The organism is Pseudonocardia sp. OZ21, assembly GCF_059359135.1.
This window is the reverse complement of record NZ_JCADBN010000003.1, coordinates 285,477-304,246: the sequence shown is the minus strand read 5'-3', so window position 1 is coordinate 304,246 and position 18,770 is coordinate 285,477. Positions and strand designations below refer to the sequence as shown.

The 18,770-nt window shown below is 73.0% G+C and carries 19 protein-coding genes; 13 read left to right on the top strand and 6 right to left on the bottom strand.

The window, feature by feature from the left end; translation table 11 throughout:
* The first annotated feature begins 39 nt into the window (after positions 1–39).
* The 3 genes from AC5L35_RS08305 to AC5L35_RS08295 are packed head-to-tail and all read left to right on the top strand — an operon-like array spanning position 40 to position 2,149.
* Positions 40–1,170, top strand: coding sequence for a glycosyltransferase (locus AC5L35_RS08305; RefSeq protein WP_495058969.1), 1,131 nt, complete (start codon positions 40–42; stop codon positions 1,168–1,170).
* Positions 1,149–1,646 (top strand): acyltransferase, encoded by a 498-nt coding sequence (locus AC5L35_RS08300; RefSeq protein ID WP_495058968.1) that lies wholly within the window; start codon positions 1,149–1,151, stop codon positions 1,644–1,646. Before AC5L35_RS08305 ends, AC5L35_RS08300 begins: the two co-directional genes overlap by 22 nt.
* Complete coding sequence (locus AC5L35_RS08295; protein ID WP_169398031.1) at positions 1,643–2,149, top strand: class I SAM-dependent methyltransferase; 507 nt, start codon at positions 1,643–1,645, stop codon at positions 2,147–2,149. The genes AC5L35_RS08300 and AC5L35_RS08295 overlap by 4 nt, the downstream gene beginning before the upstream one ends.
* Positions 2,150–2,158: 9 nt before the next feature.
* On the opposite strand, the gene AC5L35_RS08290 is transcribed toward AC5L35_RS08295, so the two are convergent.
* On the bottom strand, positions 2,159–2,320 hold the full coding sequence (locus AC5L35_RS08290) for a hypothetical protein (RefSeq protein ID WP_495058967.1): 162 nt from the start codon (positions 2,318–2,320) through the stop codon (positions 2,159–2,161).
* Between the two features lie 208 nt (positions 2,321–2,528).
* Between AC5L35_RS08290 and AC5L35_RS08285 the strand changes: the two genes are divergently transcribed.
* The 5 genes from AC5L35_RS08285 to AC5L35_RS08265 all read left to right on the top strand — a co-directional run bounded on the left by AC5L35_RS08285 (position 2,529) and on the right by AC5L35_RS08265 (position 9,909).
* The gene (locus tag AC5L35_RS08285) at positions 2,529–4,883 is read left to right on the top strand and encodes a LuxR C-terminal-related transcriptional regulator (RefSeq protein WP_495058966.1); all 2,355 of its coding nucleotides are present in this window, start codon (positions 2,529–2,531) and stop codon (positions 4,881–4,883) included.
* A gap of 78 nt (positions 4,884–4,961) precedes the next feature.
* Positions 4,962–7,235 carry an ATP-binding protein gene (locus AC5L35_RS08280; RefSeq protein WP_495058965.1) on the top strand — a complete coding sequence of 758 codons (2,274 nt, stop codon included), beginning with the start codon at positions 4,962–4,964 and terminating at the stop codon, positions 7,233–7,235.
* An 87-nt stretch (positions 7,236–7,322) separates the two neighbouring features.
* Positions 7,323–8,891: an FAD-dependent monooxygenase gene (locus tag AC5L35_RS08275; protein WP_495059257.1), complete on the top strand. Its 1,569-nt coding sequence runs from the start codon at positions 7,323–7,325 to the stop codon at positions 8,889–8,891.
* Positions 8,888–9,523 (top strand): TetR/AcrR family transcriptional regulator, encoded by a 636-nt coding sequence (locus AC5L35_RS08270; protein WP_495058964.1) that lies wholly within the window; start codon positions 8,888–8,890, stop codon positions 9,521–9,523. The genes AC5L35_RS08275 and AC5L35_RS08270 overlap by 4 nt, the downstream gene beginning before the upstream one ends.
* Positions 9,520–9,909, top strand: a complete 390-nt coding sequence (locus AC5L35_RS08265) for a VOC family protein (RefSeq protein ID WP_495058963.1) — start codon at positions 9,520–9,522, stop codon at positions 9,907–9,909. Before AC5L35_RS08270 ends, AC5L35_RS08265 begins: the two co-directional genes overlap by 4 nt.
* Positions 9,910–9,932: 23 nt before the next feature.
* Here AC5L35_RS08265 and AC5L35_RS08260 read toward each other — a convergent pair whose 3' ends face one another.
* Genes AC5L35_RS08260 through AC5L35_RS08250 form a run of 3 tightly spaced genes read right to left on the bottom strand, consistent with a single transcriptional unit; the run spans position 9,933 to position 12,532 of the window.
* Positions 9,933–10,697, bottom strand: coding sequence for an amino acid ABC transporter ATP-binding protein (locus tag AC5L35_RS08260; protein WP_495058962.1), 765 nt, complete (start codon positions 10,695–10,697; stop codon positions 9,933–9,935).
* Between the two features lie 4 nt (positions 10,698–10,701).
* A complete protein-coding gene (locus AC5L35_RS08255; RefSeq protein WP_495058961.1) occupies positions 10,702–11,616 on the bottom strand; it encodes an amino acid ABC transporter permease in 915 nt (304 codons plus the stop codon).
* Between the two features lie 7 nt (positions 11,617–11,623).
* Positions 11,624–12,532, bottom strand: a complete 909-nt coding sequence (locus tag AC5L35_RS08250; RefSeq protein WP_495058960.1) for an ABC transporter substrate-binding protein — start codon at positions 12,530–12,532, stop codon at positions 11,624–11,626.
* Positions 12,533–12,741: 209 nt separating this feature from the next.
* Between AC5L35_RS08250 and AC5L35_RS08245 the strand changes: the two genes are divergently transcribed.
* From AC5L35_RS08245 to AC5L35_RS08225, 5 genes are all read left to right on the top strand, one after another.
* On the top strand, positions 12,742–13,068 hold the full coding sequence (locus AC5L35_RS08245; protein WP_495058959.1) for an antitoxin: 327 nt from the start codon (positions 12,742–12,744) through the stop codon (positions 13,066–13,068).
* A gap of 213 nt (positions 13,069–13,281) precedes the next feature.
* Positions 13,282–14,526 carry a pyruvate dehydrogenase (acetyl-transferring) E1 component subunit alpha gene (pdhA, locus tag AC5L35_RS08240; RefSeq protein ID WP_495058958.1) on the top strand — a complete coding sequence of 415 codons (1,245 nt, stop codon included), beginning with the start codon at positions 13,282–13,284 and terminating at the stop codon, positions 14,524–14,526.
* A 1-nt stretch (position 14,527) separates the two neighbouring features.
* Positions 14,528–15,502 (top strand): alpha-ketoacid dehydrogenase subunit beta, encoded by a 975-nt coding sequence (locus AC5L35_RS08235; RefSeq protein ID WP_495058957.1) that lies wholly within the window; start codon positions 14,528–14,530, stop codon positions 15,500–15,502.
* Positions 15,503–15,507: 5 nt separating this feature from the next.
* On the top strand, positions 15,508–16,866 hold the full coding sequence (locus AC5L35_RS08230; protein WP_495059256.1) for a dihydrolipoamide acetyltransferase family protein: 1,359 nt from the start codon (positions 15,508–15,510) through the stop codon (positions 16,864–16,866).
* A 98-nt stretch (positions 16,867–16,964) separates the two neighbouring features.
* Complete coding sequence (locus AC5L35_RS08225) at positions 16,965–17,444, top strand: FxsA family protein (protein ID WP_495058956.1); 480 nt, start codon at positions 16,965–16,967, stop codon at positions 17,442–17,444.
* Between the two features lie 20 nt (positions 17,445–17,464).
* On the opposite strand, the gene AC5L35_RS08220 is transcribed toward AC5L35_RS08225, so the two are convergent.
* Positions 17,465–18,028, bottom strand: coding sequence for an Rv1733c family protein (locus tag AC5L35_RS08220; RefSeq protein ID WP_495058955.1), 564 nt, complete (start codon positions 18,026–18,028; stop codon positions 17,465–17,467).
* 67 nt (positions 18,029–18,095) lie between these two features.
* Positions 18,096–18,722, bottom strand: a complete 627-nt coding sequence (locus AC5L35_RS08215; protein ID WP_495058954.1) for an SIMPL domain-containing protein — start codon at positions 18,720–18,722, stop codon at positions 18,096–18,098.
* Between the last annotated feature and the right edge of the window lie 48 nt (positions 18,723–18,770).

Sequence of the window (18,770 nt, the reverse complement as noted above, 5' to 3'; positions counted from 1 at the left end):
GGCAGCACGCCGCCGCAACCCACAGGTCATGCTGTGGTGATGCGACCCAGGGACGATGCGCGGATGTCGAACCTCTTCGGGCAGCGGGTGGCGATCGTCTCCTACCGCCTCGGGATGGCCGACGGCGTGTCGGTCACGGCGGCGCAGTGGGCCACCGCCTTCCGGCGGCTGGGGATGCGGGTGCGCCTGGTCGCCGGCGACGGACGCCCCGACGCGCTCGTGCCGGGCCTCGCGCTGGACTCCGCGCAGCCGCCGCAGCGGCGACTGCTGGACGCGGCGTTGGCAGACATCGACGTGGTCGTCGCCGACAACGTGTGCTCGCTGCCGATGAACCGGGCAGCCGGTGAGGCGGTGGCCGAGTGCCTGCGCGGCCGCCCCGCAGTGCTGCGCCACCACGACCTGCCGTGGGAGCGGGAGCAGTACGCCGGGGTCACGACCTGGCCGCCGGACGACCCGTCGTGGCACCACGTCACCGTCAACGAGATGGCGCGGCAGTCGCTCGCGGCCCGGCGCGGCATCCGCGCCACCACCGTCTACCACGGCTTCGACGAGACGCCGCGTCCCCAGGAGCGCGACGGTCTGCGTGCCCTGCTCGACGTCCCCGAGGGGCCCCTCCTGCTGCAGCCCACCCGCGCGATCGCCCGGAAGAACGTCGACGTGGGGCTGGCGCTCGCCGAGGCGCTCGGCGGCACGTTCTGGCTCACCGGTCCGGCCGAGGACGGCTACGCGGCCGAGCTCGACCGGCTCCTGCAGGATGCTCGTGTTCCGGTGCGGCGCAGGCTCCCGGAGGGCACCGACATGGCGGCGGCCTACGCGGCGTGCGACGCGGTGGTGTTCCCGTCGTCCTGGGAGGGGTTCGGGCTGCCGCTGATCGAGTCGGCGCTGCACCGCAAGCCGATCGCGGTCGGCGACTTCCCGGTGGCGCGCGAGCTCGCCGCGTTCGGGTTCCGGTGGTTCCCTGCCGCCGACCCCGAGCCGCTACGGGAGTGGCTCGCGGACCCGGACCCGTCGCTGCTCGACCACAACGAGGCGATCGCCCGCACCCACTTCGGGATCGGCGCACTCGCCAGGAGGCTGGAGCTGCTGCTGTCCGGTGCACCGGTATGCCACCATTCCGGCACCGACAAGGATGCCGGAGGGCAAACCGCATGCGACTGCTTGACCGCCTGATCACCCGCGCCCTGCGCGGTCCGCTCGATGCGCTGGTCGCGGAACAGGTGGCCCGACAGGTCCAGGAACTGAAGCTCGACGCGCTGTACTCCTATCGCTGGCACGGTGATCGCTCGCGCCTGCGCATTCCGGACACCGCCGTGGTCAACAACGCACTGTTCAACATGTCCGGCGGCACGATCACCATCGGCGAGTACGCGTTCTTCGGTCACGACGTCTCGGTGCTCACCGGCACCCACGACATCAACCAGTTCGGGCGCGACCGCCAGCTCGCCTTCCCCCGGTCCGGTCGCGACGTGGTGATCGGCGACGGCGTCTGGCTCGCCAGCGGGGTCACCGTGTTCGGCCCCGTGACGATCGGCGAGCACGCCGTCGTCGCGGGCGGGTCGCTGGTGCGCGAGGACGTGGAGCCCTACACGGTGGTGGCAGGGCGTCCGGCGAAGGTCCTCAAGAAGCTCACCCCGCCGACCGCATGAGACTGGAGATCGGCGCCGGGGAGAAGCCGCATCCCGACTACGACCTGCACGTCGACGTGCTCGCGCTGCCCGACATCGAGGTCCGGTGCGCGATCGACCGGCTCCCGTTCGCCTCGGGTTCGCTCGACGCGCTGCGGGCCAACCACGTGCTCGAGCACCAGAGCTACGAACTCGTCCGGGAGACGCTGCGGGAATGGGCCCGCGTGCTGCGCACCGGCGCGGAGATCGACATCGGGGTCCCGGACGCACGGTTCGTCGCCACGCAGTGGGTGGAGGGCACGATCGACACCGCGGAGGCGAACTACTGGATCCTCGGTGGCCACTCCGAGCGGGAGGCGCACCAGGGCGTGGACGCGCGGGGGGTGCCGCTGTGGATCTGGAACGCCCACCACACGCTGTTCGACGCGGAGTCGTTGCGTGCGGCCGTCGCGGAGTTCTTCGTGGTGGAGGAGCTGTTCACCTACGACATCCGCAACCTGCGCCTCTACGCCCGCAAGCCCTGACGCACACGTCTACTTCGCCGTGCCGGCGGTCTCCTGCTCCGCCGCCCGCTCGGCGAAGGCCACCCAGACCCCGCAGAGCCCGGTGACGAACAGCAGCCCCGTCACCACGGCCTCGATCTGCAGCGGGGTGAGCCGTGTCGTCCCCGGCGGAATGAACGCGGCGGCCGCCACGAGCGCGTAGAGCAGCGGGTACGCGCGCGACTGTCGGAGGCCTTCCCGTCCCGTCCCGTTGACGTCGTACGGGGCCTTCCGTCCGGAACGACACCTCGCGTAGGGGTTATCCCGGATGGCCGGTTGGCGACCACCGGGGTCAGGCTGCTGGTGGCCCGGGCCGTGGGGGTGTCCGGGCCGACGCAACCACGACGGGAGGACCCGCACGATGGTCGGTCGGGAGGTCGAACGGGCCTTCGCCGATATTCTCGTGGCCGAGGTTGCGGCCGGCTCGCCGCGCGCCCTCGCGGTGCGCGGCGAGCCCGGCATCGGCAAGACCCTGCTGTTGGAGCACCTGGCCGCCTCCGCCGTGGCCGCCGGGTTCGTCGTCCGGACCGATCGGGCCCACGGTGACCGGGCCCGGCTCTTCGGGGTACCGGTGGGAGCGGCGGCCGGCCGGCACCGCAGGCACCAGGTGGTCAGCCGGCTGCTGGCGGGGCTGCCCGACGGAGCACCGCTCCTGCTCGTGCTCGACGACGCGCACCGCGCCGACCCGGCCACGGTCGAACTGGTCGGCCACCTGCTGCGGCATCCGCCCGGGGCGCGGGTGCTGCTCGGCCTGGCGCTGCGGCCGCGGTACGCCTCGTCCGCGCTGCTGCGCACCCTGCACGCCGCGCAGCGGCGCGGCTCGCTCGACACGGTAGAGCTCGGGCCGTTGCCTGCAGAGGACGCCGAGGCGCTGCTCGGGGGCGCCGTCGCCGGGGCGGACCGGGCGCGCGTCATCGCCGAGAGCGGGGGCAACCCGTTCTACCTCCACCAGCTCGCACGAGCGCCGGGCGACGGGTGGGGGCCCCCACCGGCTATCGTCGCGTCGTTGCGGGAGGAGCTGTGCGACCTGCCGGCCACTGCCGCTCTGCTGCTCTCCGCTGCCGCCGCCGTCGGCGATCCGTTCGACGCCGGGTCGGCGGCGGCAGGAGTGCCCCTGCCGGAGGGCGAGGCGCTCGACCTGCTCGACGAGCTGTGCCGGCGCGACGTCGTGCACGGGACCGCGGTGCCCCGGCGGTTCGCGTTCCGGCACCCGGTGCTGCGCCGGGCCGCTCGCGGCGCGGCCCGTCCGGGCGTCCGGAGTGGCGGCCCGGCCCACCCGGTGCCCGCCCGGCACACCCACGCCCGCGCGGCGGCCGACCGGCGGCCGCACCGCGGACCGGACGCGGTACGCCTGCTCACCCACGCCCTGGCCGCACTGCCCGACCCGCTGTCGGCCACCGCCTCCCGGCTGCGGCTCGCCATCGCCACGGTGCACCTGTGGGGTTCCGACCCCGAGGAGGCGTTCCGCTGGGCCGGCCGGGCTCGGGTCGCGGCGCGGGATCCGGTGCTGCGCGGGGTGGCCGCGGCGTTGCTGGCCGGTGCCGCCTGCCGCTCCGGCACCGTGGCCGAGACCAGGACGGCGGCCGACGAGGCGCGCGCCCTGCTCGACCCCCTCCCCGACGACGTCGTCGCCGCGCACGTCGACGCCGTGGCGCTGCTGGGCTGGAGCGAGACCACGATCGAGCGGCCCGGACCGGCGTGCGCCCACCTGCGCCGGGCGCTCGTTCTCGCCGGCCGGACGGGACAGGCGTACCTCCTGCCGGAGGCCCACGCCGGCCTCGCCGTCGCACTGACCTGGACCGGCGCGCTGGCCGAGGCGGCCATGGCAGGCGACGAGGCCGTCGGCTGCGCACAGCCGACCGGCATGGCGGACAGCCGGGTGCGCGCGCTGGGGAGCCGCTGCGCCACCGCGGTCGTCGCGGGCGACCTGGCCGTGGCCACGCGGCTGGGCGAGCAGGCCCGCGGTCTCGCGGGTGCCACGCCCGAGGTCATGGCGACGGCTGCCGAGGTGCGGCTCGCGGCCGGTGACCACGAGAGCGGGATCGCGGCCCTCCAGGACGCCGGGGGCGGTCCCGACCTGCCCCTGATGTCGCGCGGCAGGCGGCCCTACTGGTTCGCGCTGCTCACCGAGGCCGAGATCCGGGCCGGTCGCCGGGCCGACGCGACGGGCTGGGCCGAGCGCGCGGAGCAGGCGGCGGCAGGTCTCGGCCTCGCCGGCCGCACGGGCTGGGCGCTGCGGGCGGCAGCGGCCGTCCGCAACGCCCACCGCGAACACGCCCCCGCGGCCGGCATGGCGCTGCGGTCCGCCGAGCTGCTCGACCGCGCCGGCAACCCGGTGGAGGCGGCCCGCTCCCGCACCCTCGCCGGCAGCGCGCTGGGCGCGGCGGGCCGGCGGTCCCGGGCCGCTGCCGAGCTGGCAGCGGCGGCGGACGTGCTGGCCGGGTGCGGAGCCACCGGGCTCGGCGCGCAGGCGGACGCCCTGCTCCACGGCATCCGCTGCGGGGGTGGCGGTGCCGGGAGCACCGCACGGGACGTGCTGAGCCCCCGCGAGCACCAGATCGCCCAGCTCGTCGCGAGCGGCTGCACCAACCGCGAGATCGCCGAGGAGCTGATGCTCTCGGTGAAGACGGTCGAGACGCACCTCGGACGGGCGTTCGCGAAGCTGGGGGTGTCCACGAGGTCGGCCCTGGCGGCCCAGGTCAGAACGGGTATATGATCTTCGGCGACTCCGCCGAGCGGGTCACGGGGCCGCGCTCGCGTGGTCCTCACCGCGTCGCTGTGGAAACATCCGCCCGTGGGTAGAACGACCGGTACCGCCGCCGAGCGGCCGGTCATGCCCGAGGACGCCGTTCACAACCTCCCGTTCGATCTCACGCGCTTCGTCGGGCGCGAAGTAGAGGTCGCCGAGGTGACGGCCACGCTCGCCGCGGAACGGCTCGTCACCCTCACCGGGCCGGGCGGATGCGGCAAGACGCGCCTGGCCACCAGGGTTGCGGTGGATGTGCTCGACCGGTTCCCGCACGGGTGCTGGTTCGTCGACCTCGCCGCCACCGCCGACGGACACCTCGTCCCGCAGCTGGTGGCCCAGGCCCTCGGGGTGCGCGAGCAGCCCGGCACCCCGCTGCCCGAGCTGCTCACCGCCACCCTGCGCGACCGCACGCTGCTCGTCCTGCTCGACAACTGCGAACACGTCGTCGAGGCGGTCCGCGGCCTGGTTCACGAGCTGCTGGCCGGGTGCCCGCGGGTGCGGGTCCTCGCCACCAGCCGGCGGTCACTCGGCCTGCCGGGTGAGGTGGTCTGGCGGGTACCCCCGCTGCAGCACGGCGACGCGGTGCGGCTGTTCCTCGAGCGCGCCCGCCATCGGATGCCCGGCTTCTCGCTGACGCCTGCCACGTCGCAGGCGATCAGCGAGATCTGCCGTGGCCTCGACGGGCTCCCCCTCGCCATCGAGCTCGCCACCGCCCGCGTCTCGGTGCTCGCCGCCCCGGAGATCGCCGCCATGCTGTCCGACCAGCTCGACCTCCTCGCGGGCGGCGACCGTGGCGCGGAGCCCCGCCACCGCAGCCTGGAGGCGGCGCTGCGATGGAGCTACGACTTGCTCGACGACCCCGAGCGGCTGTTCTTCGCGCACCTGTCGGTGTTCTCGGGCTGGTGGGGCCTGGACGCGGCGGGCGCGGCTGCCACGACCGACCACCGGCCGCTCGACCTGCTTTCGGTGGTCGTCGACCAGTCCCTGGTGGTGGCCGAGACCGGAGCAGGCGGCACCACGCGGTACCGGATGCTCGAACCGGTCCGGCAGTTCGGGCTCTCGCTGCTCGTCGAGCAGGGGGCGATGGACACGGCGCTCGCGGCACACGCCGCGTGCATCCTCGAGCTCACCGGGCGCGCGGCCGTCGGGCTGCGCGGTCCCGACCAGCTGGACTGGCTGCGCAGGCTGGACGACGCCGAGCCCGACCTGCGGGGCGCCACCAGCACGCTCGTGGCGGACGGCGACGGCGAGCGGCTCGCCGACCTCGGCTGGAACACGTGGTTGTTCTGGTGGCTGCGCGGCCACTTCACCGAGGGGCGGCGGGCGATGGAGCACGCTCTCGCCACCCCGCTGCCGGCCGGAGCGCGAGCACGAGCCGCGTTCGTCGCCGGCACGATGGCCTGCGGGCAGGCCGACTACCGCCCGGCCGCCGACCTGCTCGACCAGAGCATCCGGATCGCCCGCGAGGTGGGCGACACCGCCGTCGAGACCTACGCGCTGAGCAGCGCGGGGTTCGCGGCGATCGGCCTCGACGAGCAGGAGTGGGGCGTGGAACTGCTGGAGCGCGGCGTGGGGCTGGCGCTGTCCACCGGTGAGCTGTGGGCCGCCTCGTTCATGTCGTGCTTCCTCGGCACGGTCGCCCGGGCAGCGGGCCGGCTGGACCGGGCGACAGCGCTGGGCCGCAGGGCGCTCGACCTGGCCAGGGCGGTGGGTGACCGGGAGGGCGCGGCGATGGCCTCCCACCTGTTGGCCGGGATCGCCGTGGACGACGGGCACGACGCCGACGCCGCCGTCCACTTCCGGGAGGGGCTGCGGCTCGCGGCCGAGGTGGGCGACGCGCCGAACGTCGCCTTCTGCCTCCAGGGACTCGCCACCGTCGACCCCGACGTCGCCCGGGCCGTCCGGCTCTGGTCGGCCGCCGAGGCACTGCTGGCGCGGGTCGACGCGGGTGGCTACGTCTCCGGGCCGGACCAGGAGGGGATGCGCCGGGCCGTCTCCTCCGCGCGGGCCGAGCTGGGGGAGGCGGCGTTCGCCTCGGCCTGGGCCACCGGTCAGGATCTGTCCCCGGCCGAGGTGCTGTCGCTCGCGCTGGACCGTGGTCCCGGCCTGGCGCAGATGGATCCCGACGGACTCACCGCCCGCGAGGTGGAGGTCCTCGACCTCATCGCAGGCGGCCGGGCCAACAAGCAGATCGCCGCGCAGCTGGCGATCAGCGTGTCCACGGTGGAGCAGCACGTCACGCGGATCTACTCCAAGATCGGCGCCCGGGGGCGGGCCGACGCCACCGTGCACGCCCTGCGCCGCAGCGCCCGCCGCTGACAGATCCGCCGCCCGCCGCGGTTGACACAGGGGACTCGACGTCCGATTTTGTATACGGAGTCCTTACCGTATACAAATTGGGGCGTGATGTCCGAGTACGAGGTGGACGTGCTGGTCGTCGGAGCGGGACCGACGGGCCTCACACTGGCCTGCGCCCTCGCCGCCGAGGGCGTGGCCGTCCGGGTGGTGGACCGGGCAACCGGCCCGGCGGCGACGTCGAGGGCGAACATCCTGCATGCCCGCGGGGTGGAGGTCCTCGGCCGGGTAGGAGCGCTCGCCGACCTGAGGAAGCGGGCGCGGGCACCGATCGGCATGACGATGCACGTACGCGGCCGCCCGATCGCGACGATGCGGTTCCTTCCTGACCCGCTCGGGTCGGTCCAGGCGCTGTTCGTGTCGCAGGCCGATGTGGAGGCCGAGCTGCGGTGTCGGCTCGCTGAACTGGGCGTCGAGATCGAGTGGGGCACGGCGGTGACGGCCCTCGAACAGGACCCGGCGGGGGTGACCGCAGTGCTGGACAGCGGGACCCCGGTGCGGGCGCAGTGGCTGGTCGGCTGCGACGGAGCCCGCAGCACCGTGCGCGACCAGGCGGGGATCGCCTTCCCCGGCGTTTCGATGGTGGAGCAGTTCCTGCTGGCCGACGTGCGCGCCGATTGGGCCCGTGACCCGTCCACGTCGGCGGGCTGGTTCCATCCGGACGGGTTGCTGCTGACCATCCCGATGCCCGACACGGACGGCGGGGGTCTCCTGTGGCGCCTCATGGCCGACGTCCCGGCCACAGTGGAGCGACGGCTCGACGGGGCGCAGATCGTCGAACACCTGGTGCGGATACTCCGGGACCGGGCAGGCGAGACGGACGTGCGGATCCGCGAGGTGGTGTGGACCTCGGTGTTCCGCATCCATCGCAGGCTCGCGGCCGACTACCGACGAGGACGGATCCTGCTGGCAGGCGACGCCGCGCACATCCACAGCCCCATTGGTGGGCAGGGTATGAACACCGGCATCGGCGATGCGGAGAACCTGGCGTGGAAGCTGGCCCTCGTCGTCCGGCAGCGGGCGGGCGAGGCCTTGCTCGACACCTACGCCCCCGAACGCAGGCCGCTCGCGGCCGTGGTGCTGCGCAGCACCACGGCCAACACCCGCATCCTGGTCGGCGAGGGTGTCGTCACCCGGTTCCTCCGCGACCGGGTGTTCGTCCCCGTCATGAACCTGCCGGCCGTGCAGCGCAGAGCCACCCGCGGTGCGTCCCAACTCTGGGTGAGCTACCGGAACGGTCCTCTGGGCGGGTCGCGTCGCGGTGGGGTGCCGCGGCCGGGTGATCGGGTGCCGGACCGGGACTGCACCCGGGCCGACGGCACGTCGGCTCGGCTGCACTCCGAGCTCGGGCCCGGTTGGGTGCTGTTCGCGCCGCGGCCGGAGGATGGCCCGGACGGGAACAGCGGGGTGGGGAACGGCGTGGACGTGCACGGGCTCCTTGCGGTGGCGCGTGACCACCTCGGTGACCGGGTGGTGCTCCTGCACCCCGCCGGCCCGGACCGGAAGGAGACGGCACTGCTCGTGCGACCCGACGGGCACCTCTGCTGGCGGGGGAGCTCGACGACGGAGCTACATCGCCTGCTGACCGGCGTGCTGCAGCAGGGCCGGAGCCCGACGTGACCACAGCCGAACCAGCCCGGCGCGAGGGGCCGGGCCGGCCCCGCGACCCGGGCGCCGACGCGGCGATCCTGCGCGCCGCGGTGGAGCTGCTCGTCGAGCGAGGTGTCGACCAGACGAGCATCGAGCAGATCGCCAGGCGCGCCGGTGTGGCCAAGGTGACCGTCTACCGACGCTGGAGCTCCAAGGAGGACCTGCTGGCCCAGGCGATCGAGACGGCGAGGTCGGCGATCCCGGACGTGACGACGGGAGCCACCGGCCCGCTGCCGGACCGGATCGAGGAACTGCTGCCGCGGTGGGGAGAGGTGCTGGCCGACCCGCGCTTCCGGAACTTGTCGGCCCGTCTGCTCGGCGCAGGCCCCGAGCACCCACGGCTGCTGGCCGCCTACTGGCACCACCATGTCGAGCCGCGCAGGCGGCAGGCGCGGGCGGTGCTGCGGCAGGCCCAGGCCGACGGCGTGCTCGCACCCACGGCCGACGTCGACATCCTGATCGACATGATTCAGGGGGCGGCCATCCAGCACCTGCTCCTGCGTCCCGGCACTCTCGACGCTGCAGAGATCACCCGCTACCTGCGTGCGTTGCTGATCCAGGCCGGTTTCTCGCTCGACGGCGCCTCTAGGGTCGGGCCGTGACCGCCCGGATCTCCCACACCACGTTCGACGCCGTCGACGCCCATGCCCAGTCCGTGTTCTGGGGGGACGTCCTCGGCTTCCGGGAGGACCCGGACGACCCCAACGAGCCCGGCCACGAGGAATGCATGATCTTCTCGCCCGACGGCTCCGAGCGGATCCTGTTCATCGGGGTGCCGGACCCGAAGCAGGTGAAGAACCGGCTGCACCTCGACCTCGTGCCCGCAGAGGGCAGCCGGGACGAGGAGCTCGCCCGGCTGCTCGCGATCGGTGCCACCACCGTGGCCGACCTCCGCCGTCCCGACGGCGGCGGCTGGGTGGTGCTCGCCGATCCGGAGGGCAACGAGTTCTGCATCTTGCGCAGTGAGGCCGAGCGCGCCGCCGGCTGACCTCGGCTAGCTACCGATTCCGGCTACAGCACCTTCGACAGGAACGCCTGCGTGCGCTCGTGCTGCGGGTTGCCCAGAACGTCGCGGGGACGGCCTGCTTCGACGATCCGGCCCTCGTCCATGAACACCAGGGTGTCGCCGACCTCGCGGGCGAACCCCATCTCGTGGGTCACCACGACCATCGTCATGCCGTCCCCGGCGAGCCCCCGCATCACGTCGAGCACCTCACCGACGAGCTCCGGGTCCAGGGCCGAGGTGGGCTCGTCGAACAGCATGAGCCGCGGCTGCATCGCCAGTGCCCGCGCGATCGCCACCCGCTGCTGCTGCCCGCCGGAGAGCTGGGCCGGGTAGGAGTCGTACTTGTCCGAGAGGCCGACGCGGTCCAGCAACACCATCGCGCGCTCGCGTGCCGCTCTGCGCGGCTCCCGCCGGACCGTGCGGGGCGCCTCCATGACGTTCTCCGCGGCCGTCTTGTGCGGGAACAGGTTGAACCGCTGGAACACCATGCCGATGTCGCGGCGCTGCCTCGCCACCTCCGACTCGCGCAGCTCGTGGAGCTTGCCGCCTGCCTCGCGGTAGCCGATGAGCTCGCCGTCCACCCGCATCGCCCCCGCGTCGATGCGCTCGAGGTGGTTGATGCAGCGCAGGAACGTGGACTTGCCCGAGCCGGACGGCCCGATGACGCAGGCGACCTCGCCGGGCATGACCGTGAGATCGATGCCGCGCAGCACCTCGACGTGACCGAAGCTCTTGTGGATCTCGACCGCTTCGACCATGGGTGTGGTCATGTCGTCACCGTGCCTGCTCGGGGGCCCGCCACGACAACAGCCGCGAGCCCGTGGGACCGCGGCTCGTGCCCCGTCCGTAGTGGCGCTCGACGAACCCCTGCCCGATCGAGAGCAGCGACGTCAGCGCCAGGTACCAGGCCGCGGCCACGATGAGCAGCGGGATCGTCTGGAAGTTGGTGGAGTAGATCCGCTGCACCGAGGTGAGCAGCTCGAAGTAGCCGATCACCACCACCAGCGAGGTGGTCTTCAGCATCGAGATCGTCTCGTTGCCGGTCGGCGGGATGATCACGCGCATGGCCTGCGGCAGCACGATCCGGCGCAACGTCTGCGAGCGCGACATGCCCAGTGCGCCCGCCGCCTCCGTCTGCCCCTCGTCCACCGACTGCAGGCCGCCGCGGACGATCTCGGCCATGTAGGCGGCCTCGTTCAGCCCGAGGCCGAGCAGGCAGGCGGCGAACTGGTTGATGAGCTGGTTGGTGTCGAAGGAGATGAACTCCGGTCCGAACGGGATGCCGAGCGCCAGCCGCGGGTAGAGCGCGGCGAGGAAGTTCCAGAACAGCAGCTGCGCGATCAGCGGGGTGCCACGGAACAGCCAGATGTAGACGGCCGAGACGCTCGAGAGCACCGGGTTCGGCGACAGCCGCATGATGGCGAGCCCGATGCCGCCGACGATGCCGATCGCCATCGACAGCACCGTGAGCACGAGCGTGTTGCGCAGGCCGTTCAGCACCGGCCCGGAGAAGAGGTACTCCCCGACCACCGGCCAGCGGAAGCCGTCGTTGGTGAGGATCGTGTTGACGAGCATCGCCGCCAGCACGGCCAGCACCGCGACGGCCAGCCACCGCCCGGGGTGGCGCACCGGCACGGCCTTGATCGGTGGCGGCCGTCGAGCGGTGTCGAGAGGTGGAGAGGCGGTCACCGCGACGTCAGCTCCGGACCTCTGGGGTGGTGATCGCGCCGTTCGACACGTTCCACTTCTGCAGGATCGCGGCGTAGCTGCCGTCGGCGATCATGGCCTGCAGGGCGCCCTGCACGGCCTGGGCGAACTGCCCCTGGTTCTTGGCCAGCGCGATGCCGTACGGCGCCGTGTCCCACGGCTCGCCGACCACCTCGACCGCACCGTTGGTGGTGGTGACGGCGTAGGAGACGACCGGGGAGTCGGCCAGCATCGCGACGATGCGCTTCGACGTCAGCGCGAGCGTCACGTCGGTCTGCTGCTGGAGCTCCGTGACCGCGATCGCCTGCTGCCCCGCCGCGGTGCACGCCTGGCTGCGGGCGGCCACGTCGTCCACCTGGACGGTGCCTGCCTGCACACCGATCGCGCGACCGCACAGGTTGTCGGGCGTGATGCCGTCGGGGTTGCCCGACGCCACGGCCAGGCTGGTGCCCGCGGAGAAGTAGCTGACCATGTCGACGGTCTTGATGCGCTCGTCGTTGATCGTGAACGAGGAGATCCCCAGCTCGTAGCGGGCACCCTCGATGCCAGGGATGATCCCGGAGAACTGGCTGTTCTGGAACTCGGGGGTGAGCCCGAGCTTCTGCGCCACGGCGGTGCCGAGATCGACGTCCATCCCGATGATCGTGGTGCCGTCCTGGCCCGTGAACTCGTTGGGCGGATACGACGCGTCGGTGCCGAACACGAGCTTGCCGTCGGAGGAGACCGAGGCGGGAACCATGGCGGCGAGCGCGTCGTCCTTGGTGACGGCCGCGGCGGTGGTGGGAGCGCCACCGGAGGTGGCGCCGCTGCCGTCCCCGCCGGAGCCGCACCCAGCGAGGGCGACGGTCAGCGCAGCCGCGGCGAGCACGGCCGGTAGCGAACGGGTGGTGGCGTACACAATGACCTCCGGTACCTGACGGGGAGTACGCGGGGATGCTGCCATTTCGACACGCCTCGGACACCGTTGAGATGGTCACTGTTGTGTGACGTCACGCTCCGTAGTTCATCGGGGATCTCAGGTGATGTCCGGCGCTAGGGTGGGTACAGGAGTTCCACGACGCCGCGCACACGCTGTCGCGGCGGCACCACATACGACGGAGGAGCGCAATGCCGCTGTTCAGGAAGTTGGCCACGCTGGCCACGGTCGCGGAGGCCGCGCGCCGGTACGCGAAGAGCAACCCGGACAAGGCAGCCAAGTTCGTCGACCAGGCTGCGAAGTTCGTCGACAAGCAGACGAAGGGCAAGTACTCGGGCCAGATCAGCGGCGCCGCGCAGAAGGCGAAGAGCGCCGCCGGGATCCGGCACATCCCCGGTACCGGGAGCAACGGCTACACCCAGGGTTACGACCGCACCAACAACTTCGGTCAGACCGGGGGCCCCACCACTCCGCAGGCCCAGCCCGGTCAGCCCTACCCGGGCACGCCGGAGCGCTAGCAGCGCCAGTGCTCGACGAGCGGCACGTCCCCGTTACGGGGACGTGCCGCTGATGTACCGCGCGTGCTTCCGGGCGTCGCTCCCGGCTCGCCGCCCCTCGTGCCAGGATTGCGCTACGCCGGACAAGGTGCCCCCACCCGGGTGCCGGGCTCCGGACGCGCCCGCCCCGTGCCGCCACGAACGGTCGCGGGTCCCGAGCATGAGGAGGCATCCGTGTCCGATCCACACGACTGGGCCCCATCCGTTCCGGCGGTGCCCGACCAGCGCCCCAGCCGCGAGCACGTCCTCGCCGCACTGAAAGCCACTGACGAGGGTGATCCGAACCTCGTCCAGTTGCTCACCCCGGAGGGCGAGCGGGTGTCCGACCCCCGCTTCGACCACTTCGCAGACGACGTCGACAGCGCGGGTCTGCAGGACCTCTACCGCGACATGGTGCTGGTGCGCCGCTTCGACCGCGAGGCCAACGCGCTGCAGCGTCAGGGACAGCTGGGCATCTGGGTGCCCCTGCTCGGGCAGGAGGCGGCTCAGATCGGCGCGGGCCGGGCCATGCAGCCCCAGGACATGGCGTTCCCGTCCTATCGGGAGCACGGGGTGGCCTGGACCAGGGGGATCGACCCCACCGAGCTGCTCGGGATCTTCCGCGGCACCGACCACGGTGGCTGGGATCCGCTGGCCACCCGCTTCCACCTGTACACGATCGTCATCGGCAACCAGTGCCTCAACGCCACCGGCTACGCCATGGGCCAGCGGTTCGAGGGCCGGGTCGGGAACGCGGTGGGTGCGGGCGACGACGGCTCGATGAACGAGGCCACCGTCTGCTTCTTCGGCGACGGGGCCACCAGTCAGGGCGACGTGCACGAGGGCTTCGTCTGGGCCGCCGTGTACGACGCCCCCGTGGTCTTCTACTGCCAGAACAACCAGTGGGCGATCTCCGAGCCCACGGAGCGTCAGTCCAGGGTGCCGCTCTACAAGCGGGCGGCCGGCTACGGCTTCCCCGGCGTCCGCGTCGACGGCAACGACGTGCTCGCCTGTCTCGCCGTCACCCGCTGGGCGCTGGAGGAGTGCCGCACCGGCAACGGACCGGTGCTCGTCGAGGCCTTCACCTACCGGATGGACGCACACACCACCTCCGACGACCCGTCGCGTTACCGGCTGGCCGACGAGCTCGAGCTGTGGAAGCTGAAGGACCCGATCGAGCGGGTGCGGGTCAACCTGGTGCGCGAGCACGCCGTCGGGCAGGAGTTCTTCGCGGACGTGCAGGCCGAGTCCGACGCGCTGGCCGCCCGGTTCCGCGAGCACTGCCTGCAGATGCCCCCGCCCGCACCGGACCGGATGTTCGCCAACGTCTACGCGGAGGGCTCGCCCACGATCGACGCCCAGCGTGCGGAGTACCTCGCCTACCACGAGTCGTTCGAGCCGGCGGGATCGCTCGCGGGCTCCGGCGGGGAGGGGGTCTGAGATGACCGTTCTCACGATGGCCAAGGCGCTCAACGACGGTCTGCGCGCGGCGATGGAGCGCGACCCGAAGGTGCTCGTCATGGGCGAGGACGTCGGCAAGCTGGGCGGGGTCTTCCGGGTCACCGACGGCCTGCAGAAGGACTTCGGTGAGCAGCGGGTGCTCGACACCCCGCTCGCGGAGTCCGGGATCATCGGCACCGCCGTCGGCCTCGCGATCCGGGGCTTCCGCCCGGTGTGTGAGATCCAGTTCGACGGGTTCGTGTTCCCCGGGTTCGACCAGATCGTCTCCCAGCTCGCGAAGCTGCACTTCCGCTCGCAGGGCAAGGTGCGGATGCCGGTGGTCGTGCGCATCCCGTTCGGCGGCGGGATCGGCGCGGTCGAGCACCACAGCGAGTCTCCGGAGTCGCTGTTCGCCCACGTGGCCGGGCTGAAGGTCGTGGCGTGCTCCAACCCGGCCGATGCCTACTGGATGATCCAGCAGGCCATCGACTGCGACGACCCGGTCATCTTCTTCGAGCCGAAGCGGCGCTACTGGGAGAAGGCCGAGGTCGATCTGCACGCCACCCCGGTGCCGCTGTTCGCCTCGCGCGTCGCCCGCGCGGGTTCGACCCTGACGCTCGCGGGCTACGGCCCGGTGCTGCGGACGTGCCTCGAAGCGGCCACGGCCGCCGAGGCCGACGGCCACGACATCGAGGTGATCGACCTGCGGGCCCTGTCCCCGCTGGATCTCGGGCCCGTCGTCGAGTCGGTGCGCCGAACCGGCCGCCTGGTCGTCGTCTCCGAGGCTCCCTCGGAGGCCTCGGTGGCCGCCGAGGTGGCCGCCAGGGTGCAGGAGCAGTGCTTCCACTCCCTGGAGGCCCCGGTCATCCGGGTCACGGGCTTCGACACGCCATATCCGCCGTCGAAGTGCGAAGAGGACTACCTGCCCGATCTGGATCGGGTGCTGGACGCCGTCGACCGTTCGCTGGCCTGGTGACGGGGATGCGTCGCGAGTTCGCCATGCCGGATGTCGGCGAGGGGCTGACGGAGGCCGAGGTCGTCACCTGGCACGTCGCTCCCGGTGACACCGTCACCGTCAACCAGGTGATCGTCGAGATCGAGACGGCCAAGGCGGCGGTCGAGCTGCCGTCGCCCTACGCGGGAACGGTCGGGGAGCTGCTGGTCGAGCCGGGCCGCACGGTGCCCGTCGGAGCCCCGATCATCGCGATCGAGACCGCGGAGGCGGCCCCTGCGCAGGCGGCGGCGCCTGCCGACGAGGCCGGCGCCAAGATCGGGGAGGCCGGCAAGGACGGCCGCATCGCCACCCTGGTCGGTTACGGGCCCCGGCCGGGTTCGGTGCAGCGCCGCGCCCGCCGCTCGCCTGCCGCCCCGCCCGCGGCGGCTGTGCCGAACGGACGCCACGTGCTGCCGGACCCTCCGGACCGCGGCACGGTCGTTGCGGCCGAGAGCCCGGCAGCGGGCCCGGTGCCGCTCGCCAAGCCACCGGTGCGCAAACTCGCCAAGGACCTCGGGATCGACCTGCGGTCGCTCACCGGCTCCGGGGCGGGCGGCGTGATCACGCGGGAGGACGTGGAGGCGGCCGCGGCCCTGCCCGTCGGGTCCGCGCCCGTCGGGTCCGCCCGTCCGGCGGCGCCCTCGGTGGGCGGGGTGCGGCGCGAGCCGATCCGCGGGGTCCGCCGGGCCACGGCGGCGGCCATGGTGAGCAGCGCCTTCACCGCTCCGCACGTCACGGAGTTCCTCGCCGTCGACGTCACCGAGACGATGGCCCTGCGCGACAGGCTCCGCAGCACGCGGGAGTACACCGAGGTCAAGCTGACCCCGTTGGCGTTCGTCGCCAAGGCGGTGTGCCTCGCGGCGAGGCGTACCCCGGAGGTCAACGCGTCCTGGGACGAGGCCGCAGGCGAGATCGTCTACTACGACCGCGTGCAGTTGGGGATCGCGGCGGCCACGCCACGGGGGCTGATCGTCCCGAAGGTCCGGGACGCCGACACGCTCACCCTGCGGGAGCTGGCCGCGGCACTGGGCGAGCTCACCGCCACGGCGCGGTCGGGCCGGACACCACCCGCCGACCTCGTGGGCGGCACCATCACGATCACGAACGTCGGCGTCTTCGGCGTCGACACCGGCACGCCGATCCTCAACCCGGGGGAGGCGGCGATCCTCGCCGTCGGTGCCATCAAGCCCTCGCCGTGGGTGGTGGACGGTGAGCTGGCGGTCCGCACGGTGTGCCAGCTCGCGCTGTCGTTCGACCACCGGCTGGTCGACGGCGAGCAGGGCTCCCGGTTCCTCGCCGATATCGGTGCGCTGCTCACCGATCCGGGGCTCGCTCTCACCTGGTGAGGCACCTGCCCGGCGGCGGGGACGTGCTCCGCCGCCGGGTGACCGATCCGTGACCACGAGTTCGGGAGCACAGAGGCCGTCTCGTGCGTTACTGGTGTATGGCGTTCGTCCTTCTGTACCTCGTCGTCGAGATCGTCGCGCTGGTCGCGCTCGGATCCGTGATCGGGTTGGGCTGGACGCTCCTCGTCCTGCTGGCCGGATCGATCCTCGGCCTGTGGCTCGCCCGCAGGGAGGGGCTGCGCGCCGCGCAGGCGATCGGCGACGCCGTCACCAATCGTCGGGTGCCCACCGCGGAGGTGACCGACGGCATGCTGGTCGCCGCGGGAGGGGTGCTGCTGTTCGTTCCGGGCCTGGTCACCGACGTGGCCGGCCTGCTGCTCCTGCTGCCGCCCACGCGGTCGCTGGTGCGCGGGAGGCTCATCCGTGCGGCTGAGCGGCGGGCGCCGGGGCTACGGACGGCCCGCATCCGCGAGCGGGGGCCGGTCGTCGACGGCGAGGTGGTCGAGGAGCCCCGTCCGGCCGACGCGCCACTGGTGATCGAAGGCCGGACCGTGCCGGGGCCGGGCGAGCCCCGCTAGGGGCCACTCCCTAGGCCGCGCTACCCGGCACGGCCCGTCCACTCCGGCTCGACGCGCTCCCAGTCGTCGGCCCACTGCCGGGCGTCCAGGGCGTCGAGCCGGGCGCGGCACAGGACGGCGCAGAGAGCGAGCATCGCCCAGCAGGCGAGCAGCGTGCTGAGCCCCGCGGTCAGTCCGGTCACGCGGGAGTCGGCGAGCCGGGTGCGTGCGTCGACCACCTCGCCGGCGGCGTTGACCGCCACGGTGATCATCGCGCCCTGCGGCAACCCGGCGTCAACGCGGAGCGAGCCGGTGCGGAGCAGGCCGCCGGGCGTCGTCCACCGGGCCCGGGTGGCGAGGGTGGGATTCAGCATCGCCGCCTCCGGCAGCGGCGAGGGTTCGAGCAGCTCGGCCTGCGCGAGCGTGGTGCCGGGAGGGGCGGTGGCAACCTGGTGCCCGCTCGCCGCCGCGCCGACCAGCACGGCGACGCCGATCGCCAGCGCTCCGAGCACCAACTGGGCGCGGCGTAGCGCTTGACGTGCACGATCGGTGGCACGGAGGAGGGATGGGCCGGAGTCGTCGTCACGCGGCGTGGGAACATCCACGGCGCCATTGTCGGGTATCCACCCGTTCGGCCGTCAACGCCACCCGGTAGTGGTGACGCGTTCCACGTCAGGTGAGGAGCGTCCAGCTGGCGACGCATCGTGCGGTCACCCGCACCGGCTCGGGTTCCAGGCCGAGCTCGCGGACGTCCGGACCGCCCGAGGCCCGGGCCGCCAGCGCGACGTGGCCGCCGTGCGAGGGCGCATCGGACAGCCTGCGCAACGCACCGAGCCGACCGTTCAGAGCCGTGGCGTAGCCCTCGGCGCGCTGCCGGGCGTCCTCGACCGCGCGGCGCTGGGCCTCGCGCTGAGCGGCCGCGGGATCCGCCAGCGCCCAGCGCGGGCCGTGCAGACCGGTCGGCTCGGCGCCGACGAGTGCCGAGAGCACCTCCTCCAGCGCGGCGGTGTCGGTCAGCGTGAGCGCGATGTCCTCCCCCGCCCGGCAGCCCACCACCCGGTCTCCCTGCCATTCGTTGTGCACCCAGAACTGCCGGTTGCGGACGACGAGTCCCGGCAGCTCCAGAGCCGGTCCGGCGGCGGCGACCCGGCGCCCGAGCTCGCGGACCGCGTCGGCCCGGTTCTCCGCGAACCCGGTGAAGCTCACGTCCAGCTCGGCCCGGTCGCCCAGCTGCTCGTGATGGCCGGTCCCCTCGGTCACGATCTCCGGGGAGTGCGGGTCGATCGGAGTCTCGGTCACGCCCGCCAGGAAACCAGATCGGGTCGTATCCGATCGTCTAGCAACTGA